The organism is Aequorivita marisscotiae (assembly GCF_029814825.1).
Classification (GTDB): Bacteria; Bacteroidota; Bacteroidia; order Flavobacteriales; family Flavobacteriaceae; genus Aequorivita; species Aequorivita marisscotiae.
On the sequence record NZ_CP122379.1, the window covers coordinates 1,636,566 to 1,661,336 of the forward strand.

The following is a 24,771-nucleotide window of genomic DNA, read 5'->3' on the forward strand; positions in this document are numbered from 1 at the left end:
TCTTTGTTGTGCTTTCGTTATTTTCTGGTTTCTTCTAAAATTTCACTGATTAATTTATCCGTTTCTGCATAAACATTTTCCAAAAATTGCGAATAAAGTACTTTCTCATCAACTTGATTTTCAAATTTTAAATCATTAAAGAAACTAATATTGTTAAAATCCAAATCAGACTTTTTAATTGATATTCGATTATGGTTTACATTCCTCAATGAACCATAATTTTTGATGTAATCAACAATATCCTGCGAACTTTTTTCCATACGTCTATTCCATTCATTTACATTTTCAGATTGTCGTTCATATTCAAAAAGTAGTTCCTTTATCTTATTATTTTTAATTAATGACAATTTACCTGTGCTTTTGAGTTCGTTTAAGACAAAATTAGTCGGTTTCCAAGTTGGCCAAAAAAGTGAGGTTTCTATCAAGCTATCAATATTTGTACGGTTCAGTTCACTTTCTGATTTCCCCATCATTGAGAGTATTTTTAAACCTCCACGTTTTGTCCATTTCAATCCACCTAATGCTATATTTAGAGCTTTTTGATTAGATTCAAATTCCTGAATCAAGTTTTGGTTTATTTTGTTCAATTCCAAATTTGATTTTCGAACTTCATTTAAATTGTTGACCTGCAAAGCAATCAAAATCCCGATAACAACAAGGATAATCTCTCCGACGGCATAAATCAGATACTTACTGAATTTGTTATCAGAAAGTAGTCTTTGCCTAATTTTTCTAAAGAATTTTATCATTGGTTAGCGGTTTCTGATAATGAAGCACAACGGTTTTGTATAACGCACGATGCGTGATGCACAGACTAAATTACATAAAAAATACCTTATTTCCCGCCCGGGCGATTTTTCCGATAAGGAAAAATTGAGCATTGGGCGTTATGCGTTGTTACCTGTTTTTGCGACACACAACAGTGGCACGATCGGATTATCCGCAATCAAGTCGGCGTTATATTCCGCGCAGTTTGTCAAAAATCGATTCGAGTCCGTTTAAGTGGGCAAATCCGTTAAAATTGTTCGGTTCCGAATTAAGTCCGCGTTTTGGGTTTTTCCGCTTTTGAGCAAAAAGTCAGCCGTCAATTCTTCCGCTTGAATTTTTCCGAATAGACGTCTTTTTTAGTCAGAATTATTTGTCTGGATATTTCGTCGGAGCAATTACAGGTAACGGTCTCGGCTATGAGTAGTTGCGTGGTTTAGCAGTTAATTTTGCAAGTACACACCAGACTGAAAATCCGCGAGGATTTTCAGAAGTAGGCGAGAACAAGCAATTACTTATAGCCATTGTTAGCCAACGTTTTTATTAATAAAATTCTTAAATGTCGTTTGAAAATCTGCTTTGAATAAATCAAAATTAAATGTCTTTCTTTCGTTTCCATTTTTTGCAGAGAACTTCATTGCTTTGAAAAATTCAGAATCAAGCCCTTCAAATTTTTTTTTATAAAATGTATTAGAGCAAACCCAAGTTTCACAATTGAAAATTATTAGGCTTGATAGTCTTTTATGGGTTCTTTTAATATTTTCTTTGAAAAAGAGATTTACATACGATTTAACTTTTGCTGTATCATCCTTGTGATAACCCATTAGTAAAATGGATTTGTTGTTATATGGAAAATACGATATAAAAATTTCAGAAGTTCGTTCCATATCTTTTCCATACTTGTATTGATAATCCATTATCTCACTCGAAGTATCATAAGTAAATATTGCATTCAGGCATATTTCTTTGTAATCCATTTCCCTATGCTCAAAAACAAAGGATTCAGTTTTATTTTCCAAATCGTTCCACATTGAATTTGTGTAATGCTCTAAATCTTTAATTCCAAGTTTGTTTTGACGAATAGTTTCTCTTAAAATTTGGTTATCCGTATCCACACCTGAATGATTAATTACACATTCTTGCATTTTTATGACTACTTCTTTTAGCCATAGTTCATTGTATGTTGTTCTTAAAGCGAAGAGTAAACAGGACTCATAATCCTGGAAATCAATAGCTCCTTCTGTCTCAATTTTGCTGAATATAGATGTGTCGTGATTATTACAAAAACCAGTAAAAGTGTAGATTTTATTAATCCCTTTTCTGTGAAGCCTTGTGTATTCTTGTTTGAAATGGTCAATAGATGATTCCCATAAATGTTTATCATCTGCTATTGAAGATAAAATTCCATTTTTTTGCATAATATGAGAATTTATAGCTTTCTCATTGCAATTAGGATGCATACAGATATTCGTTTCTGATTTAGCTTTATTAGCACAATCAGTAAATATTTTAGCAATCTTTGGATGTTCTGTTTTCAATTTTTGTCAAATGTTGGCTAACGGTCTTGTATAACGCACGATGCGTAATGCAAAGACTAAATTACATAAAAAATACCTTATTTCCCGCCCGGGCGATTTTTCCGATAAGGAAAAATTGAGCATTGGGCGTTATGCGTTGTTACCTGTTTTTGCGACACACAACAGTGGCACGATCGGATTATCCGCAATCAAGTCGGCGTTATATTCCGCGCAGTTTGTCAAAAATCGATTCGATTCCGTTTGAGTGGGCAAATCCCTCAAAATTGTTCGGTTCCGAATTAAGTCCGCATTTTGGGTTTTTCCGCTTTCGAGCAAAAAGTCAGCCGTCAAACTTCTGCTTGAATTTTTCCGAATAGACGACTTTTTTAGTCAGATTATTTGTCTGGAAATTTCGTCGGAGCAATTACAGGTAACGGTTTTGTATAACGCACGATGCGTGATGCACTGACTAAATTACATAAAAAATACCTTATTTCCCGCCCGGGCGATTTTTCCGATAAGGAAAAATTGAGCATTGGGCGTTATGCGTTGTTACCTGTTTTTGCGACACACAACAGTGGCACGATCGGATTATCCGCAATCAAGTCGGCGTAATATTCCACGCAGTTTGTCAAAAATCGATTCGATTCGGTTTGAGTGGGCAAATCTGTCAAAATTGTTCGGTTCCGAATTAAGTCCGCGTTTTGGGTTTTTCCGCTTTTGAGCAAAAAGTCAACCGTCAATTCTTCCGCTTGAATTTTTCCGAATAGACGACTTTTTTAGTCAGATTATTTGTCTGGAAATTTCGTCGGAGCAATTACAGGTAACGGCTCGGCTATGCGTAGTGCGGGATTTCAAGGCACATACCTTTCAATTTAGCACTTAGTTTATTTAATGTAATTGCTTTCATATCAGCACTTTCGCCCGCATTACGTATAGCTATTGTTGGGCGTTCGTACTTTTTTTTTCAGAATAGTGTCATTTGTTCTGTCACTTCTTCTTTTATCATTTCACTAAATTTCTCCCAATGTTCGGGTTCTAAGCCTTTAATTTCCTTGCTTGCTTGTTCATAACCTGTACTTTCAAATGCCCTTGCAAAATCAATACGCATTAATGTGTCTTTATTGATTGACCTTTTAGAATCCGAAAATATTATTGATTTAAGGAACTTTTGAACTAATTCGGAATTCACCAAATAGTGAGCAATTTCAGCCATTTTTAAATTCTCGAATCCAATAAAATAGCAAGTGTCGTCAAGCATTATTGGTTTAGAATTAGAAGGGCTTACCAATGTAAAATGAGTTGATTTGTAAAGTCCTGAAATGGCAATTTTGTAAGGTGCAAACGAATAATCTCCAATACCAAAAATTGAAAAACTCGGTTTGTCTTTATAAATGGAAGATTTTCGCTTATCGAAATACTCTTTATGAGAAGTCAGATAATTGTAAGTAAGTGGATATTTATCTTTTATGTACTTAGTTTCTTGACCTATCTTTTTTTGAGTTATGATAGTCAACTTCCTAAATGAGTTAGTCTTGTCTTCTTTTAGGTCTGAACTCTTTAATAAGCCATAAGTCAGGTTATTTTCAAGGTTGATTTCTTCGCCTAAAGCATTTTTGAAATGACCATTTACTTGTTCAAGCTCCATAACTTTTGAACAATCGTGTTTTACGCCCGAACGCCAAACGAATGTTGATTTTCCATCCACTATACTTGATTCATCATAATCTTGAACGGAATACACAAACTTGTCCTTGTACCAACCAAAGGTTGTTAATTTGTCTTTTGTGTAAAAATCGAATGCGGTGCAGGTTAGTTCTGGCTCACAATTTAAATGAGTTAGGAATAAACAAGCATTTACTGAAACATTAAATTCTTTTTTTGAATCAATATTTAAGTTTTCGGTTTGACCAATTCTAAACTTGTTTTGCTTTTGGTCATAAATGAGATTTTTGACAACCGAGTTTTTGATTAAAAATGCGAATGCACCATTATGCCTATCGAAACATCTCAACATTATTAGTGAAATATATTCACCAATGTCAAAGTTTCCTTTACCTGTTATAGCTTCAAAACCACTATGTTTTTTGAAGTTTGATTTTTGAGGAAGATTTCTTGAGTCAATTGAACCGAGTTCTGAATTGGTAACCCAAGGCGGATTTCCAATTATTAAAGTTTTTAAATCTTGTGTTGATTTGGCTAACTCTTCATAAGAAAACTCAAATGCATTGGCGTGAATAATGTCAATTTCGGGTTTAGTATTTTCCTTTACAGAAATAAAGTATTCTAAGATTTTGAATTTAGTTTCCCAAACGTAAGGTTGATATATTTCTACACCAACGACCTTTATTAGTTTTTTTGATTGTTTGATTGCGGCAAGCAAGAAATTACCCTTGCCACAGGTCGGTTCTAAGACAAATTCAAAGTCGTTAGATTTAGAGAAAGTATAATCAACAACCTTTTGGGCTAAAATTTGGTTTGTTTGAAAGTCTCCGTATTCTCTTCTATCAGGCTCTGAAACAATTGAGTTATGTTCTTTTATTGTCTCAAGTAATTCATTTGCCTGCTCTTGATTGGTGAAAAAGTCGTTTATTCCACTAACTTCTTTTATGATTGAATTAATCTTGGTGAAGTGCAATAGAGACTTTTGATTCTTTTGGAAGAACTCAAAAATTGAATCGCTAATATGTGTTTCAAAACAAATCATTTAGTCACTTTGTCTACAACTTTAGTAATACCTTCAACCGCTTCTGCAAGGTTAACTACTCGTGCGTATTGTAATCTCCATTGCAACGCATTTGAAATGGTCAGGTAGCCTTGTTTAGGTGTATTGCTCAAAATCTGGTCTGCAATTAAGCCAAGTGTAATATCGTCTGCTGGGATATTTTTGTCGTTAAGATAGGCAATAATGTCTTCTTTGATTGCTCCATCTTTTATCATTTCTCTTATTCTGAATGTCGTTGTATAGTCGGCAGTTCTTTCTTTTTCAAGGAATGAACAGCTTACAAAGTCAAGCTTGGCAGCACTTGTATTTGGGTCATCAACTTTGTCATAGACAAAAACAAGTAGGTTATAACCTAAACCAAATATTTTCTGTTTTGCATCTTTAAATGGGCAAGAAGACTGTGGTTGTCTAATAGAAGTTACTTTAATGTCTGTCTGAATATTTGCTCCTGGTAAATCTATTCCTTTTGCGGACGAACCTTTATCATAAGTATAATGGTCTTCAAGATACTTTTGAAATTTGTGCTCAATGTAAGTTCCAACTGCTTTTCCGTCAGTTACTCCATAAAGGTCTCTATTTTGATAGGTAGATTCAATGTCGCAAAATTCCTTTGCAGCTTTCTTTAGTGTTTCTATTGTTAAGTCTGGATTCATTTATTTTCTTTTCTGTTTAATTCTGTTCAAAGTTCGAGTTTTCTTGTATGACGCCCAACGTTAGCGTATAAATTTCAGTTGCGGAAAATCGGTACGATTTTCCGATTGAGACTGAAAGATAGAAAATTGCAATGAATTTCCGCAGGAAATTCAGCCGCAATTGAATTTATACATTGTTGGCAATAGTTTTTTTTATTCGATTTAAATCAGATGTTAGTTTACTCCAAGGTTCTGTATTCAGACACAGCTTTTTGTTTACTACACCGTTTTCTCCATTATATTTTATAATCACATTGTGAGAATTAAATAAAAAGTCAGAGTTGTATAGTATTTCAATCAGTTGAGATTCCGAAATCTTAATTTCTTCTTTTTGTGTTACAATTGAGTAAGTCTCGAAGATGTAAAATTCGTCACTTATCTTAATGTTAGTCAATAATTTTGTGCTGTAAGCTATTCCGATAAAGAAAATAAAGGCGACCATTCCAATTCTAGTGATATTAGAATCTACAAAAAAATAAATTCCGACCAACCAAATAATTCCAATTATAAATTGAACTAATTTTTGATTTCTATATCTTTTTATCAATGTTATTTCGTTTTTCAAATTATTGCCAACGGTTTTGTATAACGCACGATGCGTGATGTACAGACTAAATTACATAAAAAATACCTTATTTCCCGCCCGGGCGATTTTTCCGATATGGAAAATTTGAGCATTGGGCGTTATGCGTTGTTACCTGTTTTTGCGACACACAACAGTGGCACGATCGGCTTTTCCGCAATCAAGTCGGCGTAATATTCCACGCAGTTTGTCAAAAATCGATTCGATTCGGTTTGAGTGGGCAAATCTGTCAAAATTGTTCGGTTCCGAATTAAGTCCGCGTTTTGGGTTTTTCCGCTTTCGAGCAAAAAGTCAGCCGTCAAACTTCTGCTTGAATTTTTCCGAATAGACGTCTTTTTTAGTCAGATTATTTGTCTGGAAATTTCGTCGGAGCAATTACAGGTAACGGTTTTGTATAACGCACGATGCGTGATGCACTGACTAAATTACATAAAAAATACCTTATTTCCCGCCCGGGCGATTTTTCCGATAAGGAAAAATTGAGCATTGGGCGTTATGCGTTGTTACCTGTTTTTGCGACACACAACAGTGGCACGATCGGCTTTTCCGCAATCAAGTCGGCGTAAAATTCCGTTCAGTTTGTCAAAAATCGATTCGATTCCGTTTGAGTGGGCAAATCCGTTAAAATTGTTCGGTTCCGAATTAAGTCCGCATTTTGGGTTTTTCCGCTTTCGAGCAAAAAGTCAGCCGTCAAACTTCTGCTTGAATTTTTCCGAATAGACGACTTTTTTAGTCAGATTATTTGTCTGGAAATTTCGTCGGAGCAATTACAGGTAACGGTTTGGCTATGCGTAGTGCGGGATTAATATGCACTTCACTTTCGGTTTACCGATATGTTTGTTAATATTCATTGACTTTCAATTTAGCATCAAAATCCGCATTACGTATAGCCGTTGTTGTGCGTTCGGCTTTTTCATTTTCTCTCATATACCACTATTCTTATATTATTATAGTTATCCTGTCTCGAAAGCTTAATTTCAACGTTTATATTGTTCTCTGTCGTCCAAACAAATGATTGATTTTTCTTTTCTTCATTTATCGAATTGGGTTCGCCAAGTTCATTAGTTAGAATTAATACAAGATCATTAAATCTTGTCAAAAAATCTTCACTTGCCGACTTTTCATTTCCAAATTCAATCCTATCAGTCTGTGTTTTTTCCCAATTCATTGTTATCGCTCTAACTAAACCAGTCTTTTTAGTAGCATAATACATAATTGAGTTTGAGATAATCGAATCTTCTACAATAAGGTAAGATTTGTTAATATCAATATCATATTTCCTAGGGTTCCAACTGTCTCCAATTCCAATCTTGTGATTTGGGGTAATGTCAAAAGTTTTCCATTCCTTTTCTTTCGACTCCACTTTGGTAAGGGACAGATTTGAAAAATCAACAAGGATTGTTTTAAGTCTATTTTCAAAAATTTCGTTTGACCTTTTTTTTCCTAATGTTTTCGGTTTTAACTCAAAGTCATTCACTAAAAAGCTTGCATAAATCCTGTTATCCTTAATTCTTGTCAGACCATAAATTTGGTCATTCGATGTTTTGAATTTGAGCAATTCATTAGAGCCATTAAAGTTTTTACAACGATAAGAGAAGTGCCAATTGAAAAATTTTACATCATCAAGTATCTTCTCAAAAGGCTGTATTTTATTATTCACTATCCGTGAAAGATACGAAGCTGTGTCTGTTTCAAAAATGTGTAGAAGTTCATCATTATAAACAAAGGAACTGACAATGCTAGGATGATATGAAAAATCAAAATAGTCTACATTCTCATCTTCATAAATCACTTTGTAGCCTTTTGGTTCACTGTACCAAGAGTAGTTCTTACCTGTCTTTTCAATGTTTTCATAAGTCACATCGCTATCACATTTTGTTAGTTTCTTTGGGTTGTTGATTCTCAGAACTTTAAAGGAATTAGTCAAATAATAAGTGCTGTCGATTTTGTTTATCAATGGTGTTGTGGATTCCAAAACATATTGATTGTCTGTTTTCTTGTCTTTAAACCACGTTTTTCCACCCCATTCACCAAAATCTAAAGAGTAGACATAAAAGTCTGAATCTTCCCATATTAAGTCATCCGTTTTGTTAATCTTGTTCCACTTTAAATTTGTATTATCAAGATAATAGCTTTGCTTGTCCATATACGGCTTCAGAATAATGCTATCGTTTTGCACATAAAAATCCAAGTAGACTGTTTTCATTTCTTCGGGGCAGTCAATCACTTTTTCTAATTGATTGTTTGAAAAAATATAAAGCCATCTTTTTCCGTAGCCACCATATTTCTTTAATCGTTGTTCAAAAAGCACATAATATTTGTCCTTATATTCTAATGCGTGAGTCATTCTGCCATTTACACTTATTGAAATTGTGTCTTGAGCAAGAGAAAAACCACTCTCTAATTTTATCACGTTGGAATTTTGTTGCCCATTACAGGCAAAAAGTGTCAATGATAAAATTAGTATTGCAAAAATTTTGTTCATTCTCTTTTTTGTCGTGAGATTGTTTTTCAGCTGACGCACAACGTGTTTGTATAAGATTAGTTGCGTGATTTAAGCACTAAAGTTAGCAAATAAATCACAGATAGAAAGTCCGCGAGGACTTTCGTAAACTGGCTAAAACTAGCAATTAATTTTATACAGTGTTGGGCGTAGTTTTTTTAATTCATTATTCCCCATACGATTCCGATTATTGTTGCAATTCCGACTATCAAAGCTATTATTACGTTAGCTTTATTCCAATTCGATTCTTTAGGCTCTTTTTCATTTCCAATCGATTGATTTTTGATTTTACTCTTTTTATTTATAATTACGTTTTCCGCATTTAGGATGCTCTTTTTTTCTTCCTTAACTTTCATTTTCTCATTTACCCAATCGATTAATATTTGTTCCAAACTTTCATAGTCAAAGTCTTTCTTTTTTGATTCCTTTCGTTTTTTGACTACAGATAAAATTTGGTATTTAATGTGTTTGTAAAATTCCGTTTTGTTTCCTTTGAAATAGTAAAGATGGTATTCAATAAAACTTGTGCATTTATATAAAGGATTAAATCTTTCTAAATAGTCAACGAATGAGCTGTCTAAAAAATCGTTTATCATTTGAAACTTCTCATTTTCTGAGTAGTTTAGTTTGTTTCCAGCGTAAATAATAGAAGGATATAAACTTATTTCAAATTTGTCGGTTTTAGGATTTTTCGGTTCGTAATCTTTTGTCCATTTTCCCTCTGAAAACAGATAAAACTCTTCCATAAGAATTTCGGCAAGTTCATTTTCGTCTTTGCCTTTATATTCTTTTTTAGGCAAGTGAACTTTAAAAAAATTATGGTGTTTTATCATTCGGATTTTCGTTTTTCAAATTACGCCCAACGGTCTCGGCTATGAGTAGTTGCGTGGGTTAGCACTTAACTTTGCAAGTACACACCAAAATGAAAATCCGCGAGGATTTTCAGAAGTAGGCGAGAACAAGCAATTACTTATAGCCATTGTTGTGCAACGTTATTTTATCCGCAATCTATACATTCCTTTTTACCTTGACAATAAACTCCGCAAGATTTCGAGTTTAAATTCCCAGAATTATCTACAGAAACTAAATATTGTGTGTTTTTAAAATCTTCTAAAATAATTAAACTTCCTATTGTATTAGATTTCATTAAATAAAATTCATACCCGCTTTTTGTTTTTCGATAAGAACCACCTCGCTCATCACAGTTATCAATTCCGAATTCTTTGATTTGTGTTAGCAAAAGTGCCTCTTCCATTGTGTCAATCTTACCAAGGAAAAGTTTTAAATCCGCTGTGTTTTTTATTTTCGAGACTTGTCCTTTTTCTACAGCAATTATATAATATGCGTAAGTGGCGTGATGTCCGCGAACAATAAAACCCTCTTGATTATAACTCAAATCAATCAAGCTGCGGTTATCAGTCATACCTTCTTCGTGTAGAATGTCCACGTGTTCGTGACCTCCATTACTTGACCTTAATAGCGCCCAATATTCATATTTTTGATTTGGATTTAAATTTCGACCAATATTTTCAATCACATCAATTTTCCAATCAAAATCGATCTTTTTAAATTCAGGTTTGCTTTTGCAACCTATGGAAACCAAGATTAAAATTATAATTCCAGTAAATTTTGAAGTTTTTCTCAATGTTTTTTCTAATGTTGCACAACGTTTAGCATATGGCTTTGTGGCGGTTTTCGAAGCGCTTTCTTGTCGGTTTGCAAAAAACTTACTTAAAAGCCCAAAACTTTGATTTACCATCTTACCCGCCATAAGCTATATGCATTGTTGTGGTGTCGTTTTTTTCTTCGTTTTATGGAAACTTAATGTCTCCTTCTCGTTGTACTAAAATCCAATTATCTTTTTCAATTTCATTAGTGTCAATTTCTTCAGCCCAATTCCAAATTTCTATAATTGGCGTTAGCTTTACCGTTCTTTGTCCACCGTAACCAAATGCACCAATATCCCACAATTGCTGATTAATTGTCACGTTGGGATTTTCCTTATTCTCATAGATTATTTCTTCGTCTACCCACGCTCCAAAACCATATGAGAACATTAGAAATATTGTTCCAAAAAACATTCCACCTGCAATTATTGGTGTTAAAATTCCGATAGCAATGTTTGTCTTCTTTGGTCTGTCTTTCTTTAAAGTCCAAACGAGAGTCAATAATATTCCAATTGGAAGTCCTTGTAGAAGTATGTCGTAGAAAAGGTGCATATCGTGCCAATCAGCAAACTCAATTGGAATAATTTGTCCAATTGTCATTGCATAGATTGCAATTCCAAAGAACAGCAAGGTTATCCACTTAAATATTTTTTGAATTCGTTTCATTCGGTCGTCAACACAGATTTACTGGTCAAAAGGCTTTCAAGTTTGTCTTGAATAAATTTTGGTGGATATAGGTGTAAAGTTCCAATTGACACTAGAAACCAACCTGAAATAGAAAGAATTTGATTTGGAACAGTTTGGGTCATATCCATTCCGTCCATTCGATATGTTATTTCTTCGATAAATCCTGGCATTAAAGAAATTGCACAAGCAACTAAACCTAAAAGTCCTATTAAAATTGAAACATAGAAATGAGATCTCCACCAAGTATTTAGTCGATTGTTCAGTCGGATTGGAAGTCCAACAAGTCCGCATACAATTACGGTCAAAATTGAAATCAGAATGGCTAAAATTGGTTGAAACAAGGTCAGTCCAACGAAATTTGCAAATCCACCTTGATAGTCGAACATTGCAAATAGCATATACAGAATAGAAGTCGTCCCGATTGTCAGTCCAACTTGAAATAGAATTGTCGCTATTTTGATTATTCTGGTCAATTTAGTTTGTCTGTTTTAAATGCACCACAACGTTTGGGCTATGGTTTGTTGCGGAAAATGTCCGAAGGACTTTTCCGCAGTAGACGAAAGATAGCAAAGCTGCGGGAATTTTCGGCAGAAAATTCCGCCGCAATGAACTATAGCCGTTGTTACCCAACGTTTTTTTATTCAGCTTTGTTGGATTATCAGTCCGATTAAAATCAGAGTAAAGTCAGTCAATAAAGCTCTTTTTATGGTTATCTTTTTATTTATTAGTTTAAATCCTATTACAATTCCAACAATCGCAAATATGGAATTCATTATCAAAATCCAATTTGGAATATAAAAAGTCGGATTAAATTCCGTGAAATGATACCTGTACAGAAGGTCAAGACTAAACCAAGTCCAGAATAAATTTAGAGTTATTATTATCAGGCCAATTATTTTCCTTTGTTTTAGAAATATCAGACAAGAAATAATTGTCAAAAATAGAATTCCAATTGTTCCATAATATATTAATCCTATCCACAATTTGATGTCGTGAAATCCCTCCGCAAATTCGTTAATGAAAAATTCGGATGAGAAAAATAAGAGTAAAGTCAAAAGTATAAATACAGCTAAATGAATTACTATAATTTTCTTCGTATTCATTCTGTTCAAATGTTGGGTAACGGTCTTGTATATGAAAAGTAGCAAATTTTACACACTAACTTTTCGGTTTGGTACTGACGTTAAATTTATAAAAATCACTTTAGATTAAGCACTTAAACCGCTATTTTTTATATACGTCTTAAGTTTGATTTTCACTAAATAAGTTAATTTTAAGTATTAATCAGAAAGAACAAAAGAGCGGAGTAAGGTTACTATATACGGTGAAGCTTTAGACTTCGACAACATTGATAATCCCCGCTCTTTTACTACTTAAATCACGTTCAGTTCTGTGAGGCCTAGACCTCGTTTTCAAGTTGTTGTGACCCAAGTAGCTGGTTCTTTCATAAAATCAGTTCCTATGAATAAATATAAGGAAACTTTCGGAGTTGACATCAGTAAGAATGTCTTTGATGTATTCGGTAGTACCAGTGGCCACAACCAGTTCAATAATGATGAAAAAGGATTTAAATCTTTTTTGAAGATACTTTCTAATAATTCAATTGTAGCTATGGAAGCAACGGGTTACTATCATTATAGGCTTGCACAGTTTCTTTACAAAAACAATGTGGCGGTGTCTGTTGTAAATCCTTTATCTGTAAAACGTTTTATACAGATGAAGCTTGCCAAGGTAAAGACCGACAAGAGTGATGCAAAAGCCATTTGCGAGTATTCCCTCGCCAATGACGTTCCACTTTACAATGCCTTTACAGATGTACAGGCCGAGTGCTTGCAACTGTTTCGTTTGATGGACAGTTACCTTAAAAAACGTACCGCTACTAAAAATAAAATGCACGGTGAGGAAACCTTGGGCATCCCGTCAAAGTTCGTGTATCGTTCATTAAAGCGCGATAAAAAACACTTGGACAAAGAGCTTGCTGGAATAGAAGAACGCCTGCTTGAATTGGTGAGGCAAGAGCAGCAACACCAGCTAACGCTTTTGCAGACTGTTCCTGGCATTGGAGCCAAGACAGCTTTGTTTTTAATTGTGGTAACCGATGGCTTTTCCAAATTTGAAACGGGGGCGCAGCTTTGCAGTTATGTGGGCATCACACCTACCACTAGGGAATCTGGAAGTAGTGTACGTGGTCGTAGCAGAATTAGTAAGGTTGGCAATAAGAAACTCCGCAATCTATTATTTCTATGCGCCTTCAATGCCTGTAAGTACAACAGGGCGTGCCAAGCGCTTTATCAGCGCATCGTAAATAAAGGGAAGAGTAAAAAGCTCGCGCTTATTGCGGTTGCTAATAAACTTTTGAAACAGTGTTTTGCTATCGCAAAATCAGGCCTACCATATGATGCCGATTTTGTTTCAGTACTTGCAGAAAAATAACCAAAATCTAAATAAAAAAACAGCTTATAGATCCATCTTTCAATCTGTAAGCCTAGAATAATAATGTCAAAAATTAATGAAGAAATATGTTGTTTTTTACCTCAGTTCTTTGTTACCCACTGGCTTTATTCCGTTCAGCTTGGTTTTCAGCGTTGGCAAAGACATACTCTTTTGCAATTTTTGGGCTTGAGTGTTGGTTGGTGCGAATTGCAAATGTGTATGGCTTTTAGCGTTGGCTTTTTAACAACAACTTTTATTTTCTTGAATTGGTGGACAAGCAACTGTTCCGTATGAGCAATAAACACAGCAATCTCCTTCTTTTGGTTTCAAAACCGTTTTACAGTTCTCGCATTCGTAGAAAAATTGACAAGCGTTTGTTGGCATATCTTCTACTTTTTTATGTCCGCAATTAGGACAAGTGATTTCTGATTTTAATTTGACTTCCATTAGTTTTCTTTTTTATCGGTTACTTTATAACCTGTTGAGTTTATTGCATTCTCGATTTCTGTTTCGTTGGTTTTGGTTTTGTCAAATTCAACGATTGCATTTCCATTTTCGTAAGACGCTTTTGAGTTCACAATTCCGTTGAGCTTATTTACTTCGTGATTTACGTGTTCTTCGCAACTCGCACAAGTCATTCCGCTTATTTTAAATTCAGTCGTTTTAATGTCCGATTTGTCAACTACGATTATTTGTTTGTCTGTATTTGGGTAAAATATTCCTGAATAGTATGGAAAAGCCAACATTACAATTGCAAATACAGTTACGATTCCTAAAAACTTTTTTGATTGAATAAATTTTGGTTTTTCGTCCGTCTCACATTCGCAGTCAATTTCTTTTTGAGGTTTTAGTTTTTGATACCAAGCAAAACCAAGAACTAAAATTGTCAGTCCGATTAAATAAGGTCTAAAAGGTTCAATCCAAGAAAATGCAGAAGCAATTCCGCTTGTTCCTGCGATTAGAGCCAAAACTGGTGTAATACAACACAAGGAAGCTGTAATTGCAGTTAACAAACCTGCACCAATTAATTTGTTTTCACTTTTCATATCGTTTCTAAAATTTTGTTTTTATCAAGTATCTCAAAAAACGGATTTAGTAATTTTTCATATTCAGTCGTAAGTGAGTAAAAAATCGTTTGAGCATCTCTTTCTGTTTCTAATAGATTTCGGTCTTTCATTTTCCTTAAATGTTGAGAAATAGCTGAAATGTTCATTCCGAGAATGTCGCTCAAATCACAAACACAAAGTCTTTTTTCCTCAAAGAGTAGGTAGAGTATTTTCAGTCGAACGCTATTTCCGACCAATGAAAGTCCGTTTGCCAAATAGTCGAACGATTCGTTTAATTCCGAAACTGTGTCTTTGCAACGGTTTATTTGTTCAATATCGGCTTGTTGTCTTATGCAAGAATTATTTTCCATATAACAAAGTTACGTATATTTCTTATTTAAGCAAATACTTAAATACATAAATTTCAAGCATTGGGAAAATTTTAGCTCTTTTGGTTATTATAGCGTTGGATTTGTGTGTCGGAAAAAAACGAAAGTGCTAAAATGTGCGGTTGGTTTTCAGCTTGTGGGTAACGGTCTTGTATAACCGTCAGTTACGGGATTAAAATTAATGTTTTTCGGCTAATCACCGACGGTAGCAATTACGCGTGGATTCGGACGTAGTCGAATCCGCCGTAATTGCGGTTATGCAGTGTTGTACACAGTACTTTTTTCATTTATTACTTCTTTCCATCTGTCAGATTCCGCAAACTCTTTTACAATTCGGTTTCTTTCAGTTAGTAATTCAGTCATATATTTTTTAAGAAACAGTTTGTCCGCTAACTTTCCTAATATTCCAAAAGGCGATTTATAATAAAAAAAGTCAGTCATCAAAGTTCCGCCATTCGATTCCGCAAAGTGATGTTCGTGCTTAAATTCCGCAAACGTCCCTTTAATCATTTCATCCGCAAAGTAATTCGGTCTGTCAAATTCGGTTATTTTGGAAGTCAGTTTTTGATAGATTCCAAAGTGTTTTGCACGCCAAGTTACGCTTTCATTCATTCCGATTAATCCGCTTGTTTTTCCCGCGATTGCTTCTTCATTAGTTTGTTCTGTCGATATTTTATGCAAATCGATACTTCGAGATAAGTCAAACACGATATTTCTATCAGGTTTTATTTCAGTTTGAAGTTCGATTCTCGGCATTTTTGGGGTATTGTGTACAACGGTCTTGTATAACCGTCAGTTACGGGATTAAAATTAATGTTTTTCGGCTAATCACCGACGGTAGCAATTACGCGTGGATTCGGACGTAGTCGAATCCGCCGTAATTGCGGTTATGCAGTGTTGTACACAGTACTTTTTTCATTTATTACTTCTTTCCATCTGTCAGATTCCGCAAACTCTTTTACAATTCGGTTTCTTTCAGTTAGTAATTCAGTCATATATTTTTTAAGAAACAGTTTGTCCGCTAACTTTCCTAATATTCCAAAAGGCGATTTATAATAAAAAAAGTCAGTCATCAAAGTTCCGCCATTCGATTCCGCAAAGTGATGTTCGTGCTTAAATTCCGCAAACGTCCCTTTAATCATTTCATCCGCAAAGTAATTCGGTCTGTCAAATTCGGTTATTTTGGAAGTCAGTTTTTGATAGATTCCAAAGTGTTTTGCACGCCAAGTTACGCTTTCATTCATTCCGATTAATCCGCTTGTTTTTCCCGCGATTGCTTCTTCATTAGTTTGTTCTGTCGATATTTTATGCAAATCGATACTTCGAGATAAGTCAAACACGATATTTCTATCAGGTTTTATTTCAGTTTGAAGTTCGATTCTCGGCATTTTTGGGGTATTGTGTACAACGGTTTTGTGTATGATTTCGTTGCGTGTTTCAGCAACTAATTTAGCAAATACAAACCAAATAGAAAATCCGCGAGGATTTTCGTAAGTAGGCGAGTACTAGCAATGAATTATACACGTTGTTCTACGCAGTTTTTTATTCAATATACCATTCTGTCGTAAATATAAATTCCTTTTTGTCCGAAACTCAATTCTCGGTTAAATTCATATTTTGGGTCAACAAAATCGATTTTTATTTCTTTAAAAGCCTTTTTTAAAATTCGTTTACATTTTTTATAGTCTTTATCAAAAAGTCTTTCCCAAAATCCCATATCAACTTTCATACTTTTTAATTTTCCTCTTTTAGAAAAGGTTAAACTATAATCATCATAACAATTTAGTTCTGTTGAATTTGGAATTAATTGATTTAGTTTTGTTTCAAGGTAATTGTCTATAGTATCTTTTATCGATTTTTTATAATCTCTAATTGGTTTTCCTTTTCTCCAGCCTTCATTTTCTTTGTCAGTCATAATATACATCATCGTATAACTGTCTTTCGAATAGGATTTTCCTTTTTCTAGTTTGTTGGTGAATTTTGAATATTCTTTTTCTAAATCAAGAGTTTGATTGATGTATTTGTATGTGTTTTTTATTTGTGATACATATTTTAGTGTATCTATTTGATTCCAAGGGCAAGTGTATGACTTTAAATATATCTTATTATTAACTTTATAATTTAAACCAATTCCAAAACAGTCAAGCCAATCAAAACTCCAATTTGATATTAAGCTATCTGTTGGTATTAAATATGTTTTTTGTTTTATAATATATTGTCCAACTTTTGTTGAGTTTGTTTTATTTATTTCCTTAATCTCATAAACATAATTATTTGCTTTTGAATCATTCCCATATTCTGTTTTTATAGATTTATATTCAGTAGTTTCATTTATAAGTTGACCTGTAAATTCTATTCCGTCATTACTGGTTAAATCAATAATTTGTCCTGTCTTTATATATCTAAAATGATATTTTGTTACAGACTTTGTGATTGGTTTAAGTCCAAAATAATATTCATTAATTTCTTCTTCAGAATGGTTTTGCCAAGAATAATTTTCATTTAAATCAACCTTTTTCAAATTGCTTTGTCCAAACAAATTGAAACTGATAATAAGTATGATAATTGTTAATTTTAATTTCAATATTTTCTGTTTTTCAAATTGCGTAGAACGGTCTCGTATAACGCACGATGCGTAATGCAAAGACTAAATTACATAAAAAATACCTTATTTCCCGCCCGGGCGATTTTTCCGATAAGGAAAAATTGAGCATTGGGCGTTATGCGTTGTTACCTGTTTTTGCGACACACAACAGTGGCACGATCGGCTTTTCCGCAATCAAGTCGGCGTAATATTCCGCGCAGTTTGTCAAAAATCGATTCGATTCCGTTTGAGTGGGCAAATCCCTCAAAATTGTTCGGTTCCGAATTAAGTCCGCGTTTTGGGTTTTTCCGCTTTCGAGCAAAAAGTCAACCGTCAATTCTTCCGCTTGAATTTTTCCGAATAGACGTCTTTTTTAGTCAGATTATTTGTCTGGATATTTCGTCGGAGCAATTACAGGTAACGGTTTGGCTATGCGTAGTGCGGGATTAATATGCACTTCACTTTCGGTTTACCGATATGTTTGTTAATATTCATTGACTTTCAATTTAGCATCAAAATCCGCATTACGTATAGCCGTTGTTGTGCGTTCGGCTTTTTCATTTTCTCTCATATACCACTATTCTTATATTATTATAGTTATCCTGTCTCGAAAGCTTAATTTCAACGTTTATATTGTTCTCTGTCGTCCAAACAAATGATTGATTTTTCTTTTCTTCATTTATCGAATTGGGTTCGCCAAGTTCATTAGTTAGAATTAATACAAGATCATTAAATCTTGTCAAAAAATCTTCACTTGCCGACTTATCATTTCCAAATTCAATCCTATCAGTCTGTGTTTTTTCCCAATTAATTGTTATCGCTCTAACTAAACCAGTCTTTTTAGTAGCATAATACATAATTGAGTTTGAGATAATCGAATCTTCTACAATAAGGTAAGATTTGTTAATATCAATATCATATTTCCTAGGGTTCCAACTGTCTCCAATTCCAATCTTGTGATTTGGGGTAATGTCAAAAGTTTTCCATTCCTTTTCTTTCGACTCCACTTTGGTAAGGGACAGATTTGAAAAATCAACAAGGATTGTTTTAAGTCTATTTTCAAAAATTTCGTTTGACCTTTTTTTTCCTAATGTTTTCGGTTTTAACTCAAAGTCATTCACTAAAAAGCTTGCATAAATCCTGTTATCCTTAATTCTTGTCAGACCATAAATTTGGTCATTCGATGTTTTGAATTTGAGCAATTCATTAGAGCCATTAAAGTTTTTACAACGATAAGAGAAGTGCCAATTGAAAAATTTTACATCATCAAGTATCTTCTCAAAAGGCTGTATTTTATTATTCACTATCCGTGAAAGATATGAAGCTGTGTCTGTTTCAAAAATGTGTAGAAGTTCATCATTATAAACAAAGGAACTGACAATGCTAGGATGATATGAAAAATCAAAATAGTCTACATTCTCATCTTCATAAATCACTTTGTAGCCTTTTGGTTCACTGTACCAAGAGTAGTTCTTACCTGTCTTTTCAATGTTTTCATAAGTCACATCGCTATCACATTTTGTTAGTTTCTTTGGGTTGTTGATTCTCAGAACTTTAAAGGAATTAGTCAAATAATAAGTGCTGTCGATTTTGTTTATCAATGGTGTTGTGGATTCCAAAACATATTGATTGTCTGTTTTCTTGTCTTTAAACCACGTTTTTCCACCCCATTCACCAAAATCTAAAGAGTAGACATAAAAGTCTGAATCTTCCCATATTAAGTCATCCGTTTTGTTAATCTTGTTCCACTTTAAATTTGTATTATCAAGATAATAGCTTTGCTTGTCCATATACGGCTTCAGAATAATGCTATCGTTTTGCACATAAAAATCCAAGTAGACTGTTTTCATTTCTTCGGGGCAGTCAATCACTTTTTCTAATTGATTGTTTGAAAAAATATAAAGCCATCTTTTTCCGTAGCCACCATATTTCTTTAATCGTTGTTCAAAAAGCACATAATATTTGTCCTTATATTCTAATGCGTGAGTCATTCTGCCATTTACACTTATTGAAATTGTGTCTTGAGCAAGAGAAAAACCACTCTCTAATTTTATCACGTTGGAATTTTGTTGCCCATTACAGGCAAAAAGTGTCAATGATAAAATTAGTATTGCAAAAATTTTGTTCATTCTCTTTTTTGTCGTGAGATTGTTTTTCAGCTGACGCACAACGGTTTTGTATAACGCACGATGCGTGATGTACAGACTAAATTACATAAAAAATACCTTATTTCCCGCCCGGGCGATTTTTCCGATAAGGAAAAATTGAGCATTGGGCGTTATGCGTTGTTACCTGTTTTTGCGACACACAACAGTGGCACGATCGGCTTTTCCGCAATCAAGTCGGCGTTATATTCCGCGCAGTTTGTCAAAAATCGATTCGATTCGGTTTGAGTGGGCAAATCTGTCAAAATTGTTCGGTTCCGAATTAAGTCCGCGTTTTGGGTTTTTCCGCTTTTGAGCAAAAAGTCAACCGTCAATTCTTCCGCTTGAATTTTTCCGAATAGACGTCTTTTTTAGTCAGAATTATTTGTCTGGATATTTCGTCGGAGCAATTACAGGTAACGTGTTTGTATATGAGCTGTGGCGTGTCTCGCCACGAACCTCTCTAAATAAAAACTGGCTTTGGAAAATCCGCAGGATTTTCCAAGTGTGGACTGACCAAGCCATAGCTTATATACCGTGTTGTGCAACGTTTTTTATTTCCACTGCTCTTTCAGTTTTTTCCAATCTAGACATTTTTAAGATGAACTCATTTAATCTTTTATAGTCGATTTTAATTTGTCCTAAACTTAAATTAATCTTTTGAGCATTGATTTTACTGCTTAAATAACTTGCCCACTTATATTGCTTTACTGTAATTTCAATGCTTCTGTCCAATTTTAAAGAGATAAATATTTGGCCATAAATGTTAATTGGATATGCGTCTTGAATTAATTCCCATTCAATTAAATCTAAGTTTGTGGTTCTGTCCCAAATTCCATTTTCATTTATAATAATTTGAGGTCTTTTATCGAAAAGATGAAAGAAACCAACTGCAATTCCAAGTCCGAAAAAAAAGATTGTCAAATAAGCAATAAATATTTCAAACCCCGAATTCCCCTCTCTCATTATTCCCCATATTCCTAAAACAACAAAAACGTTGGAAATTGCTAAAAGGGATATAGCTTTAATCGGCTTTTTATAGAGCTTGATTTCATTCATTCGTTCAAATGTTGCACAACGGATTTGTATAACGCACGATGCGTGATGCACTGACTAAATTACATAAAAAATACCTTATTTCCCGCCCGGGCGATTTTTCCGATAAGGAAAAATTGAGCATTGGGCGTTATGCGTTGTTACCTGTTTTTGCGACACACAACAGTGGCACGATCGGATTATCCGCAATCAAGTCGGCGTTATATTCCGCGCAGTTTGTCAAAAATCGATTCGAGTCCGTTTAAGTGGGCAAATCCGTTAAAATTGTTCGGTTCCGAATTAAGTCCGCATTTTGGGTTTTTCCGCTTTTGAGCAAAAAGTCAACCGTCAATTCTTCCGCTTGAATTTTTCCGAATAGACGTCTTTTTTAGTCAGATTATTTGTCTGGATATTTCGTCGGAGCAATTACAGGTAACGTGTTATATCCTAACATTTATCATGGTTATACAGGATCTGCGCTAGTCTAAACCAAGTTTTTTGTTATGGTTATCCGGTAAATATAATTCATTTAATGCAGAATCTAAAGGACTTTTTATTTGCTGCAACTCCTTCCTGGTTACCTTGGTGTAGATCATAGTTGTTTCGGGTTTGCTATGCCCCAATAACTCTTGTATATGCCTTATATCTGTTCCTTGTTCCAGTAAGTGTGTAGCGTACGAATGTCTTAAACTGTGTGGCGTAATGGGCTTTTTAATGCGTGCCAACTTGCAGCTGCGCCGTAAAAAGGAACGTACGCTGGCAGCACTGTACTTGCCGCCGTTTGGGTTTTCTATAAAATAAACTTTAGGGTTATATGTTCTGTAGTAGTTCTTTAACATGGGGTGCAGGGTCTGCGCAATAGTAGTGTAACGATCTTTCCTGCCCTTGCCGCCCCGTACGTGAAGCTGATTTCGTGAAAAATCAAAATCTTTTATTTCTAAATTTAGCATTTCGCCAATGCGTAAACCAGAAGCATAAAGCATCGCTATTATAACCCTGTGCTTAAGATTCTTGGTTACTTGAATTAATTGTACAACCTCTTTAAAGCTTAAAATTACAGGTAGTTTTTTGTCTTTTGATGGCATAAATATAGCTTCCGGGTCTATTGCGCACGTTGGGTACAAATAGGCAAAATGCCTAAGGGCACTAACCATTTGCCTGTGGGTGCTAACCGAGTAGTTTAGGGTGCCAATGGCCCACTCTAAATAAAGGCGTACATCTGTGGCGTCTATTAAATCGGCCGGCTTGTTTTCTGTATAGCGTAAAAATTGATGTACAAATGCACCGTAAGTTTTAATGGTGCTTTTACTCAAGCGTTTTCCGTTTAAAGATTGCTTAAAGTTTTCATAAATTGAATTTTTTGATGCGGTTATGGGTCCTAAATTTTTTCTTGCGCCCTTTTTGTTTTCGTCTTGGGCGGTTTGGGTAGCGTCTGCAACATCAAAACCTTTGGCTGCTAAGGCTTGCTTAAACGCAGTAAAGGTGTTTTGATCGTAAACAATATAAAAGCAACCATGTGTTTTGGTCCAACGTACACCTTCCATTCGTTTAATAATTTCTTTGCTTTCAAAGTGATACTTAAATTTTAACCCGATGCAATTTTCTGAATTGTGCTTAAATGGCTGTAATGTTATTGTAATCATAACTTTCAATTTAAATTAACGAAACAAAAAAACGCCTTCTCCTAAATTTAAGGGGAGAAAGCGTTTTTAAACTATTTTAAGAAATTGAGTACTAGTCTCTCTTTCTGTCTCTATCGCGATTATCTCGACCACGATTGTCGCGTCCGCGATTGTCACGGCCGCCACTACGGTTGTCGCTACGTGGTGGACGTTCTTTATAACCTTCCGGTTTTGGCAATAATGCCTTTCTAGAAACCTTTTCCTTTTTGGTTCTTGGATCAAAACCTAGGAATTTTACATCAAAAACATCACCCATGTTTACAACATCGGTTACATTTTCTGTGCGTTCCCAAGCTAATTCACTTACGTGAAGCAGCGTTTCATTACCGGGAGCTTCTACATATTCTACCACAGCGCCAAAATCTAGCATCTTAATAACTTTAACTTCGTAAGCGCTGCCAACTTCGGGCTTAAAAGTAAGCGAGTCTATACGAGCCAAAACAGCGTCTATACCTTCTTGGTCTGTTCCTAGAATTTCCACAATTCCTTCTTCGGTAACAGGGTCTTCATTTATAACAATAGTGGTTTTTGTTGCTTTTTGAAGCTCCTGAATAACTTTTCCGCCTGGTCCAATTAATGCACCAATATATTCATTCGGGATAGTAACGGTAACCATTTTTGGAGCGTGCGGTTTAACGTCTGCATTGGGTGCTTCAATAGTCTCAACCAATTTATCGAGAATGTGAAGTCTTCCGGCAGCGGCTTGTTTTAGTGCATTCACCAAAATTTCGTACGATAGGCCTTTTACCTTAATATCCATCTGGCAAGCGGTAATTCCGTCGGCCGTTCCGGTTACTTTAAAGTCCATGTCGCCCAAGTGGTCTTCATCGCCTAAAATATCTGAAAGAACTGCGTATTTTCCAGTTTCACCATCAGAAATTAATCCCATAGCAATTCCGGAAACTGGCTTTTTTAATTGTACCCCAGCATCCATAAGTGCCATTGTACCGGCGCAAACGGTAGCCATAGATGATGAACCGTTAGATTCTAACACTTCTGAAACTACACGCACAGTGTAAGGACAATCGGTAGGGATCATACCCTTTAATGCTCTTTGCGCTAAATTACCGTGACCCACTTCCCTGCGCGATGTGCCGCGAATTGGACGTGCTTCACCTGTTGAAAAAGGAGGGAAGTTGTAGTGAAGGTAAAATGTTTCTTCGCCTTCATAAGATGGCATATCTATTTGGTTTGCTTCGCGCGATGTTCCCAAAGTTACCGTAGCTAACGCTTGAGTTTCACCTCGTGTAAATAGGGCAGAACCGTGTACCGATGGCAAATAATCTACCTCGCACCATATGGGGCGAATCTGGTCTGTTTTTCTACCGTCTAAACGCAATCCTTCGTTTAAGGTTAAATCGCGAACGGCTTCTTTTTCTGCCTTGTAGTAATATTTTGAAATTAATGCTCCAAAATCTTCTAATTCTTCCTCAGAAAATGTAGCTTTTATTTCTTCTTTAATTGCTGAAAAAGCATCTGTTCGCTCATGTTTTGATGAAGCGGAATGCGCTACGGCATATACTTTATCGTATGCCATATCGTGAATTTTCTTCTTCAATTCTTCATCTTCGCGTTCCGGTTCGTATGCGCGAACTTCTTTTCTGCCAACAGCATCGGCCAATCGCAATTGTGCCTCGCACTGTTTTTTAATGTGTTCGTGTGCAAATTTAATGGCCTCAACCATTTCTTCTTCGCTAATTTCCTTCATTTCCCCTTCAACCATCATTACAGAATCCATAGAGGCTCCAATAACCATGTCAATGTCAGATTGCTCTAATTGCGATCGGGAAGGGTTAATGATAAATTCGCCGTTAATTCGTCCTACACGTGCTTCTGAAATTGCACATTCAAAGGGAAAATCTGAAAGCTGAATAGCCGCAGATGCCGCCAATCCTGCCATTGCATCTGGCATAACTTCCTCGTCATGACTCATTAACTGAATCATTACTTGGGTTTCAGAATGATAATCTTTTGGGAAAAGTGGGCGCAGTACCCGATCTACCAAACGCATGGTAAGTACTTCGCCGTCGCTAGGTCTTGCTTCTCTTTTAAAGAAACCGCCCGGATAACGCCCCGAAGCTGCAAATTTTTCGCGGTAATCTACTGTTAATGGGTAAAAAATCTAAGTCTTTTTGCTCGTAATTAGAAACTACGGTACAAAGCAACATACATTTTCCGGATTGTACTACTACAGAACCATGGGCCTGTTTTGCCAGTTTACCGGTTTCGAGGGTAATTTGTCTACCATCGCCAAGGTCTATAACCTCCTTAAATACTTTAGGTATCATATGTTTTTCATTTTATGCGCCAAAGCGCACG

21 protein-coding genes and 1 pseudogene are annotated in these 24,771 nt (G+C 35.1%); 2 read left to right on the forward strand and 20 right to left on the reverse strand.

The window, feature by feature from the left end; all coding sequences use genetic code 11:
- Nucleotides 1–17: 17 nt before the first annotated feature.
- The 5 genes from QCQ61_RS07470 to QCQ61_RS07490 form a co-directional block, all read right to left on the reverse strand.
- Nucleotides 18–749, reverse strand: coding sequence for a hypothetical protein (locus QCQ61_RS07470; RefSeq protein ID WP_115124810.1), 732 nt, complete (start codon nt 747–749; stop codon nt 18–20).
- Between the two features lie 543 nt (nt 750–1,292).
- Nucleotides 1,293–2,303, reverse strand: a complete 1,011-nt coding sequence (locus tag QCQ61_RS07475; RefSeq protein ID WP_279450140.1) for a hypothetical protein — start codon at nt 2,301–2,303, stop codon at nt 1,293–1,295.
- A 946-nt stretch (nt 2,304–3,249) separates the two neighbouring features.
- Complete coding sequence (locus QCQ61_RS07480; RefSeq protein ID WP_279450141.1) at nt 3,250–4,989, reverse strand: class I SAM-dependent methyltransferase; 1,740 nt, start codon at nt 4,987–4,989, stop codon at nt 3,250–3,252.
- Nucleotides 4,986–5,660: a type II restriction-modification system restriction endonuclease gene (locus QCQ61_RS07485; RefSeq protein WP_279450142.1), complete on the reverse strand. Its 675-nt coding sequence runs from the start codon at nt 5,658–5,660 to the stop codon at nt 4,986–4,988. The genes QCQ61_RS07480 and QCQ61_RS07485 overlap by 4 nt, the downstream gene beginning before the upstream one ends.
- A 166-nt stretch (nt 5,661–5,826) precedes the next feature.
- On the reverse strand, nt 5,827–6,264 hold the full coding sequence (locus tag QCQ61_RS07490) for a hypothetical protein (protein WP_279450143.1): 438 nt from the start codon (nt 6,262–6,264) through the stop codon (nt 5,827–5,829).
- A gap of 422 nt (nt 6,265–6,686) precedes the next feature.
- On the opposite strand from QCQ61_RS07490, the gene QCQ61_RS07495 reads away from it, so the two are divergent.
- Nucleotides 6,687–6,848 (forward strand): hypothetical protein, encoded by a 162-nt coding sequence (locus tag QCQ61_RS07495; RefSeq protein WP_279450108.1) that lies wholly within the window; start codon nt 6,687–6,689, stop codon nt 6,846–6,848.
- A 347-nt stretch (nt 6,849–7,195) separates the two neighbouring features.
- Here the strand turns inward: QCQ61_RS07495 and QCQ61_RS07500 are convergent, their stop codons facing one another.
- The 5 genes from QCQ61_RS07500 to QCQ61_RS07520 all read right to left on the reverse strand — a co-directional run bounded on the left by QCQ61_RS07500 (nt 7,196) and on the right by QCQ61_RS07520 (nt 11,612).
- On the reverse strand, nt 7,196–8,767 hold the full coding sequence (locus QCQ61_RS07500; protein ID WP_279450144.1) for a hypothetical protein: 1,572 nt from the start codon (nt 8,765–8,767) through the stop codon (nt 7,196–7,198).
- 176 nt (nt 8,768–8,943) lie between these two features.
- Entirely contained in the window at nt 8,944–9,618 is a 675-nt protein-coding gene (locus QCQ61_RS07505) for a hypothetical protein (protein ID WP_279450111.1), read from the reverse strand.
- A 164-nt stretch (nt 9,619–9,782) separates the two neighbouring features.
- Nucleotides 9,783–10,556: a hypothetical protein gene (locus QCQ61_RS07510; RefSeq protein ID WP_279450145.1), complete on the reverse strand. Its 774-nt coding sequence runs from the start codon at nt 10,554–10,556 to the stop codon at nt 9,783–9,785.
- Between the two features lie 40 nt (nt 10,557–10,596).
- Nucleotides 10,597–11,118: a hypothetical protein gene (locus QCQ61_RS07515; protein WP_279450146.1), complete on the reverse strand. Its 522-nt coding sequence runs from the start codon at nt 11,116–11,118 to the stop codon at nt 10,597–10,599.
- Nucleotides 11,115–11,612 (reverse strand): hypothetical protein, encoded by a 498-nt coding sequence (locus tag QCQ61_RS07520; RefSeq protein WP_279450147.1) that lies wholly within the window; start codon nt 11,610–11,612, stop codon nt 11,115–11,117. Before QCQ61_RS07520 ends, QCQ61_RS07515 begins: the two co-directional genes overlap by 4 nt.
- Nucleotides 11,613–12,600: 988 nt before the next feature.
- Between QCQ61_RS07520 and QCQ61_RS07525 the strand changes: the two genes are divergently transcribed.
- Nucleotides 12,601–13,572 (forward strand): IS110 family RNA-guided transposase, encoded by a 972-nt coding sequence (locus tag QCQ61_RS07525; protein WP_279450106.1) that lies wholly within the window; start codon nt 12,601–12,603, stop codon nt 13,570–13,572.
- Between the two features lie 240 nt (nt 13,573–13,812).
- Here QCQ61_RS07525 and QCQ61_RS07530 read toward each other — a convergent pair whose 3' ends face one another.
- The 10 genes and pseudogenes from QCQ61_RS07530 to QCQ61_RS07575 form a co-directional block, all read right to left on the reverse strand.
- Nucleotides 13,813–14,019, reverse strand: a complete 207-nt coding sequence (locus QCQ61_RS07530) for a GDCCVxC domain-containing (seleno)protein (protein ID WP_085766191.1) — start codon at nt 14,017–14,019, stop codon at nt 13,813–13,815.
- Nucleotides 14,019–14,618 (reverse strand): mercuric transport protein MerTP, encoded by a 600-nt coding sequence (gene merTP / locus QCQ61_RS07535; RefSeq protein ID WP_085766192.1) that lies wholly within the window; start codon nt 14,616–14,618, stop codon nt 14,019–14,021. Before merTP ends, QCQ61_RS07530 begins: the two co-directional genes overlap by 1 nt.
- Nucleotides 14,615–14,989: an ArsR/SmtB family transcription factor gene (locus tag QCQ61_RS07540; RefSeq protein ID WP_085766193.1), complete on the reverse strand. Its 375-nt coding sequence runs from the start codon at nt 14,987–14,989 to the stop codon at nt 14,615–14,617. The genes merTP and QCQ61_RS07540 overlap by 4 nt, the downstream gene beginning before the upstream one ends.
- Before the next feature lie 273 nt (nt 14,990–15,262).
- A complete protein-coding gene (locus tag QCQ61_RS07545; protein WP_279450148.1) occupies nt 15,263–15,763 on the reverse strand; it encodes an SRPBCC family protein in 501 nt (166 codons plus the stop codon).
- A 131-nt stretch (nt 15,764–15,894) separates the two neighbouring features.
- Nucleotides 15,895–16,395: an SRPBCC family protein gene (locus tag QCQ61_RS07550; protein WP_279450148.1), complete on the reverse strand. Its 501-nt coding sequence runs from the start codon at nt 16,393–16,395 to the stop codon at nt 15,895–15,897.
- Between the two features lie 158 nt (nt 16,396–16,553).
- A complete protein-coding gene (locus QCQ61_RS07555; protein ID WP_279450149.1) occupies nt 16,554–17,591 on the reverse strand; it encodes a hypothetical protein in 1,038 nt (345 codons plus the stop codon).
- Between the two features lie 557 nt (nt 17,592–18,148).
- Nucleotides 18,149–19,720 (reverse strand): hypothetical protein, encoded by a 1,572-nt coding sequence (locus QCQ61_RS07560; RefSeq protein ID WP_279450150.1) that lies wholly within the window; start codon nt 19,718–19,720, stop codon nt 18,149–18,151.
- Nucleotides 19,721–20,263: 543 nt separating this feature from the next.
- Nucleotides 20,264–20,794 (reverse strand): STM3941 family protein, encoded by a 531-nt coding sequence (locus tag QCQ61_RS07565; protein WP_279450151.1) that lies wholly within the window; start codon nt 20,792–20,794, stop codon nt 20,264–20,266.
- Nucleotides 20,795–21,249: 455 nt separating this feature from the next.
- On the reverse strand, nt 21,250–22,413 hold the full coding sequence (locus tag QCQ61_RS07570; protein WP_279450152.1) for a tyrosine-type recombinase/integrase: 1,164 nt from the start codon (nt 22,411–22,413) through the stop codon (nt 21,250–21,252).
- 91 nt (nt 22,414–22,504) lie between these two features.
- Nucleotides 22,505–24,740: pseudogene (locus tag QCQ61_RS07575) on the reverse strand (polyribonucleotide nucleotidyltransferase).
- Nucleotides 24,741–24,771: the final 31 nt, after the last annotated feature.

Excerpts from the sequence above, each read along its gene's own strand:
- QCQ61_RS07570 (WP_279450152.1), bottom strand. The coding sequence starts at position 22,413 with ATGATTACAATAACATTACAGCCATTTAAGCACAATTCAGAAAATTGC.
- QCQ61_RS07565 (WP_279450151.1), bottom strand. The coding sequence starts at position 20,794 with ATGAATGAAATCAAGCTCTATAAAAAGCCGATTAAAGCTATATCCCTT.
- QCQ61_RS07495 (WP_279450108.1), top strand. The coding sequence starts at position 6,687 with ATGCGTGATGCACTGACTAAATTACATAAAAAATACCTTATTTCCCGC.
- merTP (WP_085766192.1), bottom strand. The coding sequence starts at position 14,618 with ATGAAAAGTGAAAACAAATTAATTGGTGCAGGTTTGTTAACTGCAATT.
- QCQ61_RS07540 (WP_085766193.1), bottom strand. The coding sequence starts at position 14,989 with ATGGAAAATAATTCTTGCATAAGACAACAAGCCGATATTGAACAAATA.
- QCQ61_RS07545 (WP_279450148.1), bottom strand. The coding sequence starts at position 15,763 with ATGCCGAGAATCGAACTTCAAACTGAAATAAAACCTGATAGAAATATC.
- QCQ61_RS07510 (WP_279450145.1), bottom strand. The coding sequence starts at position 10,556 with ATGGCGGGTAAGATGGTAAATCAAAGTTTTGGGCTTTTAAGTAAGTTT.
- QCQ61_RS07550 (WP_279450148.1), bottom strand. The coding sequence starts at position 16,395 with ATGCCGAGAATCGAACTTCAAACTGAAATAAAACCTGATAGAAATATC.
- QCQ61_RS07525 (WP_279450106.1), top strand. The coding sequence starts at position 12,601 with ATGAATAAATATAAGGAAACTTTCGGAGTTGACATCAGTAAGAATGTC.
- QCQ61_RS07480 (WP_279450141.1), bottom strand. The coding sequence starts at position 4,989 with ATGATTTGTTTTGAAACACATATTAGCGATTCAATTTTTGAGTTCTTC.
- QCQ61_RS07515 (WP_279450146.1), bottom strand. The coding sequence starts at position 11,118 with ATGAAACGAATTCAAAAAATATTTAAGTGGATAACCTTGCTGTTCTTT.
- QCQ61_RS07470 (WP_115124810.1), bottom strand. The coding sequence starts at position 749 with ATGATAAAATTCTTTAGAAAAATTAGGCAAAGACTACTTTCTGATAAC.
- QCQ61_RS07500 (WP_279450144.1), bottom strand. The coding sequence starts at position 8,767 with ATGAACAAAATTTTTGCAATACTAATTTTATCATTGACACTTTTTGCC.
- QCQ61_RS07530 (WP_085766191.1), bottom strand. The coding sequence starts at position 14,019 with ATGGAAGTCAAATTAAAATCAGAAATCACTTGTCCTAATTGCGGACAT.
- QCQ61_RS07560 (WP_279450150.1), bottom strand. The coding sequence starts at position 19,720 with ATGAACAAAATTTTTGCAATACTAATTTTATCATTGACACTTTTTGCC.
- QCQ61_RS07505 (WP_279450111.1), bottom strand. The coding sequence starts at position 9,618 with ATGATAAAACACCATAATTTTTTTAAAGTTCACTTGCCTAAAAAAGAA.
- QCQ61_RS07485 (WP_279450142.1), bottom strand. The coding sequence starts at position 5,660 with ATGAATCCAGACTTAACAATAGAAACACTAAAGAAAGCTGCAAAGGAA.